The sequence below is a fragment of the Thiorhodococcus fuscus genome (assembly GCF_042682685.1).
Lineage (GTDB): Bacteria > Pseudomonadota > Gammaproteobacteria > Chromatiales > Chromatiaceae > Imhoffiella > Imhoffiella fuscus.
The window spans coordinates 120,749-131,403 of record NZ_JBHUHX010000010.1; the positions used below are offsets into that span (position 1 = coordinate 120,749).

Genomic DNA, 10,655 nt, shown 5'->3' on the forward strand with positions numbered 1-10,655 from the left:
CATGGATACCGGAACCGGAAAGGCAATAGAACTCATCCTGATCGTCGCCGTGGTGCTTGGCTTCTATCTACAGCAGCGTAAGGCGCTCGACCGGGCGCGCAACCGCGAGACGCCTGCGGAACAGGAACGAAACCGCGAACAGGAAGACAAAGGTCCCGAAGACACGGGGACGCAATGACTCCCAGGACAGCACCGACAGCAGAGAGACGCCCATGACCAGATACCTCACCGTCCTATTGACGCTCCTGTTCTGGGCCGCCCAGCCGTGCAGCGCCGACGAGACCTATAAGCGCGATGAGATCCTCGCCCAACTGGAGGTCTTCTTCGGTCAGGGCGCGGAGAATCTCGGCAAGGTCGTCCAGAAGGTCTTCGAGGAGCAGGGCGAACCCAACGCCTTCATCGCCGGAGACGAGATCGGGGCCGCGCTCGCCGTCGGCGTCCGCTACGGCAAGGGCGTCCTCAATATGAAGACTGGCGTTCAGCGCCAGGTGTTCTGGCAGGGACCCTCGATCGGGCTGGACCTGGGGCTGAACGTCTCCAAGGTCTTCGTGCTCATCTATCACCTACCCGGCGAGCAACAGCTGTTCCAGCGCTTTCCCGGCGTCGAAGGCAGTCTCTATTTGATCGGCGGTGTCGGGGTGAACTATCTGCAATCGGGCGACATCGTCATCGCCCCCATTCGTTTCGGCGCCGGCTGGCGTCAAGGCGTGAGCGCCGGCTACATGGACTTCACCGAGCACGCCCATTACAACCCCTTCTGACCCCCTCGGCCCTCACGCAGCCCGCTCCGGGCCGCGCCATCGGGGCCCGGCCGGCGATCCGGGATCACCAGTAACGGTGCTCATCGTTGTCCCGCTGGCGTGACGGAGGACCGCGCCGATCATGGCGGTAACGGCGATCGTCGTTGTGCATGAATGCGCGGATATGGTCCTCGGCCCGATCCAGACGTCGCTCCAAAATGCGATGACGCTTGTTCGACGAATCGCCCTCGGCCCGCAGATCCTTGGCCAAGTCGCGAATCTCGTATTGCTCCCGACGCAGGATCTTCACCTCCCGCTCGGTCAAGTCCCCGGATTCGATACCGCGCTCCATGATACGCACCTGATCATCCATGCGATCGTAAACGCTCCCCCTGTCCGGGCGCGCCTGCGCCGGAGCGGCGATAGCCGCACCAAGGGTCACGATCAAAAGACTTGTGGTCCACATACGCATGTCGGCAACTCCCGATTGGATTAATCTTCGTAGTGGCGTGAAGAATAGGCGCTCAACGCTGAACGAAAGATGAACCCTCAGCATCGCCGCCCTCCAACCCAGGCATGGCACCGACCAGCAAGGCTACAGAGACCATGACCACAGAACCCGCCTCGCCCGAACTCGCCCAATTCATCCGCCAAACCCTCGGCTGCGGCTGTCCGCCAGAAATCTTCGAGCACGTCGTGGATGCGCCGACCGCCATCTCGCGCAACGCCGGAATCCGACGCCGCATCGATGTCGGCGGGCGGTTGCTCATCTATCTGGTCGAGCCACACGATGCCGACCAGGCACTGACACGTCTCACCAACTGGATCAGCGCAGGGAGGACCGAAAGGGACAGCGCCGGCATGAACCGCCTGCGTCTGGTTCTGGCGCTGGACAGCCCGACCCCTCAAGATCGCGCACGACTGGAGAGCGCCTTCGCCGAGGCCGCCCAGGGCGACGAGCGACTGCATCTACACATCCTCGCGCCGAGCACCTGCCCGATCGGACCCGACGCCATCGGTTGACGCCTCACCCCAGAGCCGTATCCAACACCATCATCAAGGCAAACCCGGCCATGAGTCCGAGCGTAGCCGGGGTCTGGTGGCCATTGCGGTGGGTCTCGGGGATCACCTCGTGCGAGACGACGAAAATCATGGCCCCGGCCGCAAGCCCCAGCCCGACAGGATAGGCGAGCGCCAGCCCGCTGGTCAGTCCCACGCCGAGCAACGCGCCGAGCGGCTCCATCAGACCGGTCGCGGCGGCGAGCAGCACCGCGCGCCAGGGCGACAGACCGATCGCGCGCAGCGCCATGGCGACGGCCAGCCCCTCCGGCATATCCTGCAGAGCGATCGCGGTGGTGAGCGGCAGCCCCACGGTCATGTCGCCCTGCGAGAAGGACACGCCGATCGCCATGCCCTCGGGCAGGTTATGAAGCGCAATGGCGAAGACGAACAGCCACAGCCGGCCCACCCGATCGCTGGCCGGACCACAGGGGCCGGTCTGCACATGCGCATGCGGGGTGAATCGATCCAGACCGAGCATCAGCAGCACACCGAGCGTCATGCCAAGCACCACGGTCGCGGCCCCCAGGGCGTCGCTACCGGTCAGCGTCGCCCCCGATTCGAGACCGGGCAGGATGAGCGAGAAGGAGCTGGCGGCCAGCATCATGCCAGCGGCCATGCCGAGCATGCTGTCCTCCAGACGCTGATTCAGTCCGTGCAGACCGACGGCGGGAACAGCGCCCAGCGCCGTCGTCGCGAATGCCGCGAAACCGCCAACCATGGCCAGACGCAACGCGACATCCGCCTGCCCCATGAGCACCTGCCAGACGCTCGACACCAGCATCGCCACGACGGCCAGCACGGCGACGCCCAAGCCGATGCTGGTCCGGGGATAGGTGCGCGCCTGGACCACCCAGGCGGCACCCAATGTCGATGTCGTGAACTGCCGCACGTTTTCCATGCCTCGATGACCTGATTCGCGTGATGACCGAGAGGTCGAATGCCATGGATAATCACTGGAATGAATGCTCGATTCAAGGACCCAGTGACCTGCCCCCACAGGTCGAGCGATCGCCGCTACATCGCGCGCCAATCGGCGTCGATCCGGCCGTCGACGATCCCAATACGCCGATCGGCCGCCGCCGCGAAGGACGCATCGTGGGTGACCGCGACCACCGTCTTGCCCATCTCGTGCGCCAGATCCTTGAGGATCTGGCGCACCGTGCCGCCCGATGCCGAATCCAGATTGCCGGTCGGCTCGTCGGCGAGCAGGATCAGCGGGTCGTTGGCCAGTGCACGGGCGATGGCGACGCGCTGGCGCTGTCCGCCCGAGAGCTGGTGCGGGTACTTGGCGCTCTGCTCGACGACGCCCAGTCGATCCAATAGCTCCAGACCGCGTACACGCGCGGCGGCGGCATCGAGCCGGCCGAGGCGGCGGATCGGCAGGGTGACGTTGTCGATCACCGAGAATTCGGCGAGCAGGAAATGGAACTGGAACACGAACCCGAGCTTCTCCAGCCGGCGGTTCGCCAGATCGTCCTCGCCATAGCGCGAGGTCTCCTCGCCATCGAGCCAGACCCGCCCCGAGGTCGGAACATCGAGCAGACCCAGCAGATAGAGCAGCGAGGACTTGCCCGACCCGGACGGCCCCATGATGCAGATGAACTCGCCGTGCTCGATGGCGAGACTGACATCCTTCACCAAGGTGACCGGAACCTCGCCGGGCAGGATGCGGACCAGATGCTCCGCACTCAGCACCGCGCTCACGCCGCACCCCGCAGGATCTCCACCGGATGCACCCGCCCCGCGCGACGCGCCGGGAGATAGGCGGCGAGGATGCAGGACGCCATGGCGAAGGTCGTGGCCAGGGCGAATTGCTGCGCACCCCACCAGATCGGCAGAAAGACCTGCTCCGAGACGCCCGGCGGCTTGATCTGGACCTGCGACAGGGCGTGCATGAGACCGGCCCCCAGGGCCAAGCCGAAGAGGCTGCCGATCAGGCCGATGACGACCCCTTCGAACAGGAAGATGAGCCGCACGTCGCGGGCGTGAAAGCCCATGGATTTGAGGATCGCGATGTCGTGGGTCTTCTCCAGCACGATGGTCGAGAGGGTGTTGTAGATGCCGAAGGAGGCCACGATCAGGATCGCCGACACCACGCTGTACATGATGATGTTGCGCACCACCAGCACGCTGAGGATGTCCTCCGATGCCTCGACCCAGGAGACCGATTTGTCGCCGATGGCGGCCTCGATGCGTTGGGCGACGGTGCGCGCGGCATAGGCGTCGTCGAGCTGGATCAGGAAGCGATTGACCCGGTTGGGCCGCTCGAACATGACCTGCGCGCGCTTGAGCAGCGTAAAGGTCTGGGTCTCGTCGACCGATGCATTGCCGGTGCGAAAGAGACCGACCACCTTCATGGCGCGACTGGTGCCGCTCGCGGCCACCACGGTCAGGTTGCGGCCGAGCCCGAGGTTGAATTTCTCCGCCAGCCCGGTGCCGATGACGATCCCGTTGGGATTGACGTCGAGCGCGTCGAGCGAGCCCTCGACCATCTTGTCCTGGATGGTGGACACGGTCTTCATCGTCTTCGGCACGATGCCCGAAAGGGTGACGCCTTCCTCACGCCCGGCGAAGGTGAGCACGGCCGATCCGATCAGCACCGGAGCGACCCGCACGCCCGGAATCGCTTCGATCAGCGCGAGCTTCTCGCGGTAGCCGCGAATGCCGCGCGTCTCGGTCTGCGGCTTGAGGTTGCGGATCTTGACGGCCCCGTCGGCCCAGCGCCGCTCGGCCGGCTGGGTGCGGGGCCGGCGCACCTCGTCCGAGACGGTGATGTGCGGACTGTTGTCGACCAGCCGTTTGATGAAGTCCTGCTCGGAACCGCGCATCAGGGATGAGACGGCGAGAAAGAAGGCGACCCCGAGCACCACGCCGGTGAGCGAGACCAGCGTCTGACGCCGACGCCCGGTGAGATGGGTGAGTGCGACCTGAAGCTGGATGAGCATCAGGGCTGAGATGCGGTGTCGGTTGGACGGATACGCGCGGCGGCGGCGTCGCGAAGGGCTTCGGAGGGCGTGGCGACAACCTGGGCATCCGGCGGCAAGCCGTCGAGGATCTCGGTGCGCAACGCACCAACCACGCCGACGCGTACCGGCTGGCGATGCAGCCGGCCGTCCGCCACCAGCCAGAGGACGTCTTTCTGGATCGCGGTGGACGGTACCAGCAAGGCATTCGGTCGCTCGGTCACGATCAGGTTGGCGTCGACCGTCATACCGATCCGCAGGCCCGCCGGATCGGCGAGCCGGATGCGGACCCGAAAGGTGCGCGCGACCGGGTCGCCCTTGGGCGTGATCTGGCTGACCTCGCCATCGAACACCTGCTCCGGCAAGGCATCGGCATGCAGGACCACCTGCTGCCCGACGCGGACCCGAGGGATGTCCTCCTCGTCCACGTCGGCCGTGACCCGCAACGGCGCGCAACAGGAAAGATAGAACACCGCCTGACCCGCCGGAATGAACTGCCCGACCTCGCCGTCGCGGCGGATGATGAGACCGTCGGCGGGCGCGGTGAGCGTCATGAAACCGCGTTGCGCCTTGGCCCGTCTCAACACGGCCTCGGCGGCCTCCAAGTCCGCACGCGCCTGATCGACCTCGATGGTGGCCACGACCTTGCGCTGCGCCAACTCCTGCATGCGCTCGAGATTCAGCCGAGCGAAGCGCGCCCTCGCTTCCAGCTCCTGCACCGTATTGGTCAGATCCGTGTCTTCGAGTCGGGCCAGGGTCTGTCCCTTGCCGACCTGGTCGCCCTCGTCGACATTGAGTTCGACCAGATTGCCCGCCGCCCGCGAGGCGATCGGCAGCATAACCGTGGGCTCCACGCTGCCGGTCGCGTAGATCGCCTCGATGGCGGGACCGCGTGTCGGATGGACGACGGTGACGGCGACCGGGGTCTCGCGCCACCAGAGCCAGCCCCCGGCGGCCAACAGCACGCCCATGAGGATCAACGTCCACTTGCTGCGCATGATTGGATGATTCGGATGGATCGGCGGTATTCCTGGCACTGTCGTGCCCTGTCATCGCGCCACCTTGAGCCATTCGGCGAAATACCACAAGCGCGAAACGCCCGCGAACAGACGCCTCCCCGTCGCCCACCGCTCATCGACCAGGACCGCCGAGCTGCGCTCGCGCCGCTGGATCCAGGTCGGTTCCGGATGCGCCTTCTGTCCGTCGAACAGGGCCGCGCCACGGTTTTCCCCGCGACATCCTTGCTCCGGCTTCCTCGTACCGACCCTCGACCCGAGCCGCAGCGAGGGGCATTTCGGGTGGTACTCCAACGCCCTCTGGAGACATGCGGGATTGGGCAAACCGCTTGAACCGGCGCATCCCCTTCGGGTGCGCGATCGCGGCTAACGGCGGCTGTGTCCTATAGCATTCATCATGCTAAAGTTTCGAGGATCGCGGCCCTCCGCGCCGCTCTAAGCGCGCGTTCCGCGAAAGAATTTACCTACCATAGGTGCAGTGAAAGACGAACCGCATCGATCGCACAGGATGCTACGGGAGAGAATGTTTTCAGGCAGTCACCTTAGCGAGCTCCTCCCATGCAACCAATCGTCGATCTGACGCTAGCCGACATCATGAGCCGGGATGTCCGGCATCTGCCGCCGGACGTCCCCCTCGCCGAGGCCGCCCGACAGATGGCCCAGGCACGGATCTCCTCGCTTCTGGTGCTGGACGGCACCACGCCGATCGGCATTCTCACCGAGCGCGATCTACTGCGCCTTCTGCACCAGCGAACGGATACGGCCACTCCCATTCGCGAGGTGATGAGCACCCCGGTCCTCACGGCCATCCAGGAGACCGACTTTGCAGCGGCCTACCATCTGGCGCTCAGCCATCGGATCCGCCATCTGGTGGTCATCGACGGGAACGGCCGCGCCGTCGGGATCGCCAGCGAGACCGACTTCCGCCACCATCTGGGGCTTCGCTCACTGCAGCAACTCGGGGATCTCACGACCCTGATCGATCGGGATCTCCCCTTCCTGCCCCCGGAAGCCCCGCTGACGGAGGTTTTGGCTCTGATGGTACGCCAAGACGCGGCCTATGCCCTGGCGGTGGACGGGGGGCGCCCCCTGGGAATCCTCACCGAGCGGGACATCCCGCGCCTGCTGGCGCAGGGCGCCGACGCGGAACTCGCGGACGTCCGCTTGCGCGATGTCATGCAGACCCCAGTGCGCACCGTCTGCCAGAACACCCCGGTGCCCGAGGCGGCCCAGTCGATGCGGGAGCAGCAATTGCGCCAGCTCGCCGTGGTGGACGCGGACGGACAGGTCATGGGCATGGTGACGCTGCAACGTCAATCTGCAGTCGGAGGCCGCCCAGCGCGAATCGGAACGCATCGCCCAGGCGACGCTGGACTCCTTGACCGAGCACCTGGCCATTCTCGACGAGACCGGCAAGATCCTCTCCGTCAACCGCGCCTGGCGTACCTTCGCACAGTCCAACCCGCCGCTCAGCGCCAACGTCTGCGAGGGGGCCAATTATCTGAAGGTGTGCGAGCAGGCCTATGGCGCGGATTCGGAGGAGGGTCCCAACGTCGTCGCCGGAATGCGCGCCATCCTGCAGGGCGAGCAGGATGAGTTCACGCTGGAATATCCCTGCCACTCCCCCGACGAGCAACGCTGGTTCGCGATGCGTGTCACGCGTTTCGTCGGCTCAGGCCCCTCGCGTCTGGTGGTGGCGCATCTCGACATCACCGCGCGCCGATGCGCCGAAGAGGCCACCCGCCAGGCCAATCGGGAGCTGGATCTTCACCGTCACCACCTGGAAGATCTGGTGCGGGCGCGCACCGCCGAGCTGGAGAACGCCAACCGACACCTGCGCAAGAGCCAACGCGGCCTCAAGGCGTTGCTCGATCTGAGTCAGTTGGCCACCGGCCTGGATGAACCGGAGCTGTTGCAACGAGGCATGGACATGATCGAGGCCATCACGGACAGCGCCTGCGGCTATCTGCATATGATCGACACGGACCAGGAGACGATCCAGCTCGCCATCTGGTCGACGCGCACCAGCGCGCAGTGCACGGCCGCCTACGATAACCACTATCCCCTGTCTCAGGCCGGTATCTGGTCCGATACCGTGCGCACCGGCAGGCCGGTGGTCCACAACAACTTCCAAAACCTATCGCAGCGCCGAGGTTACCCCGAAGGGCATACCCAGATGATCCGTTACCTGGGCGTCCCCATTTGGGAGAATGGGACGGTGCGCCTGCTGGTCGGGGTCGGCAACAAGGCGAGCGACTACGACGCGACCGACCTGCAGCAAATGGAACTGATCGCCGACAATCTCTGGCGCATCGTCGCACGCCGGCGCACCGAGGTCGCCCTGGCCGAGGCTAAGGAGGCTGCAGAGGTGGCCAACCGCGCCAAAAGCGCCTTCTTGGCCAACATGAGCCACGAGATCCGAACCCCCATGAACGCCATCGTCGGACTCAGCCATCTGCTGGAGCACGAGCTGTCGGACCCCAAGCCGCGCAACCAGATTGCCAAGATCATCACCGCCTCCGGGCATTTACTGAGCATCATCAACGACATCCTGGACCTATCCAAGATCGAGGCCGGTCAGTTGACCCTGGAGGAAAATCCCTTCTCGCTCGCCCAGGTCATCGACCACACCTTCAGCCTGCTGGGCGAGCGGGCGGCCGCCAAGGGGCTCACGCTCGGCTACAGCATCGATCCGGCCGTGTCCAGTCTACTGAAAGGCGATTTCCTGCGACTGGGGCAGATTCTCCTGAACTATGTCGCCAACGCCATCAAGTTCTCAGATCAGGGCCGCATCCAGCTCGACGCCCAGGTCGTCGCGGATAAAGACCAGCCACCGAGGCTGCACCTCGCAGTGCGAGACCAGGGCATCGGCCTGACGCCGAGTCAGTGCGCACGACTGTTCGAGCCATTCGTCCAGGCCGACGAATCGACCACGCGCCGCTATGGAGGAACCGGACTCGGACTGGCCATTTGCAAACGCCTGGCCAGCCTCATGGGCGGCGAGGTCGGGGTGGAGAGCGAACTCGGCTGCGGCAGCACCTTCTGGGTCAGCGTCCCCATGCAGGCGCTGTCGGAGACGGCCAGCCCGAAAGACATGCCGGCGCGCGACTATCGGGGGATCCGACTGCTGCTGGCGGAGGACGACCCGATCAATCAGGAAGTCGCCTGCGAGCTCTTGCGCCGCATGGAGGTCGAGGTGGAGGTGGCGGACGACGGACAGCAGGCGGTGCGAATCACTCCGCTCGACTGGCCCAAGGTGACACCACGCCTCGACGTTCTGGAGACCCTGCTGGAGGAGGACGACACCCAGGCGGGGAATATCTGGCTCACCTCGCGCGACCTCTTCCAGGCCGCGCTCGGTGCGGAGACAGCCGTCTTGCTGGAGGACGCGATCCAGCGCTTCGACTACGATCAGGCGCTGCGGAGATTGCGTCAGGCCAGGGCAACGCTATCCCAGCAAGATTGACTGACTGGGCAACGACAAACCGGGGGAATCGGGCAGATCACCGCTGAGGGGATCCGGTCGCGGTTACACTGCAAACACCCAAGCTGCGATAGGGTCCGAGATGTTCGAAATTGCCGCTGCCTTCCTCGTGCTCACCGCCCTGCTGGCCTACCTGAACCAGCGCTTCATCGGTCTGCCCATCACCATCGGGGTGATGGCGGCCGCACTGCTGTTGTCCCTGGCCCTGATCGGACTGGACGCCGCTGGGATCGACTTCGGATTGAGGCAGTACGAGGAGTCGCTGCTACGCTCAATCGACTTCTCAACGGTGCTCATGCAGGGCATGTTGTCGCTACTGTTGTTCGCCGGGGCCTTGCACGTCGATTTGAGCGAGCTGCGCGCCTACCGCTGGCAGGTAGGGCTGTTGGCGGTGCTGTCCACACTGCTGTCCACCCTAGCGGTGGGCTTCGGGATCTGGCTTGCGCTGTCCTGGGTCGGGCTGGAGCTGCCGGTGGTGTTCTGCCTGTTGTTCGGTGCCTTGATCTCGCCAACGGACCCCATCGCAGTGATGGGCATCCTCAAGACCGCAGGCGCGCCGAAACAACTGGAGTTGGTGATCGCAGGCGAATCGCTGTTCAACGATGGCGTCGGCGTCGTGATCTTCTCGCTGTTGCTGGGCATGCTGGCAAGCGGCACCATCCCGTCCGTTGGCGAGGGCTTGCTGATGCTGCTCCATGAAGCGGGGGGTGGCCTGCTGTTCGGCTTGGCGCTCGGCTATCTCACCTTTCGGCTGCTCAAGAGCCTGGACAGCTATCAGGTCGAGGTGTTGGTGACCCTGGCGGCGGTGACCGGCGGCTACGCGCTCGCCAATCGGCTGCAGGTGTCCGGGCCGCTGGCGATGGTGGTAACCGGACTGATGATCGGCAACGGCGGACGCCGGCTGGCCATGTCGGACACCACGCGACACTATATCGATCTGTTCTGGGAATTGATCGACGAGATTCTGAACGCCGTGCTATTCGTGCTGATCGGCCTGGAGGTTCTTCTGGTGACCTTTACGACGAGCACACTGGCCGCCGCGATCTTGGCGATGGGCGTCACCCTGGCGGCCCGCGCACTCACGGTCGGTCTGCCGGTGGCCATGCTGCCTGGCGTGTTCAGGCTGCCCAAGGGCTCCGGCTGGGTGCTGACCTGGGGCGGGCTGCGCGGCGGCATCTCGGTCGCACTCGCCCTATCGCTGCCTCCGGGTCCCGGACGTGACATCGTGCTCGCACTGACCTATTGCATCGTCGTGTTCTCCATCCTCGGCCAGGGGCTGACGATCGGCTGGGTGGTACGCAAGGCCGTGACCAAGAAGCCCTAAGAGGGTGTTTACAAAATAGGGTAAGCTGTCGCCTTCCTGCCCCGAATAGGAGCCGGCCCGATGGCC

General features: G+C 65.1%; 12 protein-coding genes. 6 read left to right on the forward strand and 6 right to left on the reverse strand.

Going from position 1 to position 10,655, the window contains the following annotated elements; translation table 11 throughout:
- The first annotated feature begins 1 nt into the window (after position 1).
- On the forward strand, positions 2 to 178 hold the full coding sequence (locus tag ACFSJC_RS05680) for a hypothetical protein (protein ID WP_386024438.1): 177 nt from the start codon (positions 2 to 4) through the stop codon (positions 176 to 178).
- A 34-nt stretch (positions 179 to 212) separates the two neighbouring features.
- On the forward strand, positions 213 to 761 hold the full coding sequence (locus ACFSJC_RS05685; protein ID WP_386024441.1) for a DUF1134 domain-containing protein: 549 nt from the start codon (positions 213 to 215) through the stop codon (positions 759 to 761).
- Between the two features lie 64 nt (positions 762 to 825).
- Here ACFSJC_RS05685 and ACFSJC_RS05690 read toward each other — a convergent pair whose 3' ends face one another.
- A complete protein-coding gene (locus ACFSJC_RS05690; protein ID WP_386024444.1) occupies positions 826 to 1,212 on the reverse strand; it encodes a hypothetical protein in 387 nt (128 codons plus the stop codon).
- 134 nt (positions 1,213 to 1,346) lie between these two features.
- Between ACFSJC_RS05690 and ACFSJC_RS05695 the strand changes: the two genes are divergently transcribed.
- Positions 1,347 to 1,763, forward strand: a complete 417-nt coding sequence (locus ACFSJC_RS05695; protein ID WP_386024447.1) for a hypothetical protein — start codon at positions 1,347 to 1,349, stop codon at positions 1,761 to 1,763.
- Positions 1,764 to 1,767: 4 nt separating this feature from the next.
- Here the strand turns inward: ACFSJC_RS05695 and ACFSJC_RS05700 are convergent, their stop codons facing one another.
- The 5 genes from ACFSJC_RS05700 to ACFSJC_RS05720 form a co-directional block, all read right to left on the reverse strand.
- Positions 1,768 to 2,700, reverse strand: coding sequence for a ZIP family metal transporter (locus ACFSJC_RS05700; RefSeq protein ID WP_386024451.1), 933 nt, complete (start codon positions 2,698 to 2,700; stop codon positions 1,768 to 1,770).
- Between the two features lie 116 nt (positions 2,701 to 2,816).
- Positions 2,817 to 3,506 carry an ABC transporter ATP-binding protein gene (locus tag ACFSJC_RS05705; protein WP_386024453.1) on the reverse strand — a complete coding sequence of 230 codons (690 nt, stop codon included), beginning with the start codon at positions 3,504 to 3,506 and terminating at the stop codon, positions 2,817 to 2,819.
- Positions 3,503 to 4,747, reverse strand: a complete 1,245-nt coding sequence (locus ACFSJC_RS05710; RefSeq protein WP_386024456.1) for an ABC transporter permease — start codon at positions 4,745 to 4,747, stop codon at positions 3,503 to 3,505. Before ACFSJC_RS05710 ends, ACFSJC_RS05705 begins: the two co-directional genes overlap by 4 nt.
- Positions 4,747 to 5,763, reverse strand: a complete 1,017-nt coding sequence (locus ACFSJC_RS05715) for an efflux RND transporter periplasmic adaptor subunit (protein WP_386024459.1) — start codon at positions 5,761 to 5,763, stop codon at positions 4,747 to 4,749. Before ACFSJC_RS05715 ends, ACFSJC_RS05710 begins: the two co-directional genes overlap by 1 nt.
- Positions 5,764 to 5,814: 51 nt before the next feature.
- Positions 5,815 to 6,105: a hypothetical protein gene (locus ACFSJC_RS05720; protein ID WP_386024462.1), complete on the reverse strand. Its 291-nt coding sequence runs from the start codon at positions 6,103 to 6,105 to the stop codon at positions 5,815 to 5,817.
- Positions 6,106 to 6,339: 234 nt separating this feature from the next.
- On the opposite strand from ACFSJC_RS05720, the gene ACFSJC_RS05725 reads away from it, so the two are divergent.
- The 3 genes from ACFSJC_RS05725 to ACFSJC_RS05735 all read left to right on the forward strand — a co-directional run bounded on the left by ACFSJC_RS05725 (position 6,340) and on the right by ACFSJC_RS05735 (position 10,589).
- Positions 6,340 to 7,377, forward strand: a complete 1,038-nt coding sequence (locus ACFSJC_RS05725) for a CBS domain-containing protein (RefSeq protein ID WP_386024465.1) — start codon at positions 6,340 to 6,342, stop codon at positions 7,375 to 7,377.
- 52 nt (positions 7,378 to 7,429) lie between these two features.
- Positions 7,430 to 9,247: a hybrid sensor histidine kinase/response regulator gene (locus ACFSJC_RS05730; RefSeq protein WP_386024487.1), complete on the forward strand. Its 1,818-nt coding sequence runs from the start codon at positions 7,430 to 7,432 to the stop codon at positions 9,245 to 9,247.
- A 100-nt stretch (positions 9,248 to 9,347) separates the two neighbouring features.
- A complete protein-coding gene (locus ACFSJC_RS05735) occupies positions 9,348 to 10,589 on the forward strand; it encodes a cation:proton antiporter (protein WP_386024468.1) in 1,242 nt (413 codons plus the stop codon).
- Positions 10,590 to 10,655 lie beyond the last annotated feature (66 nt).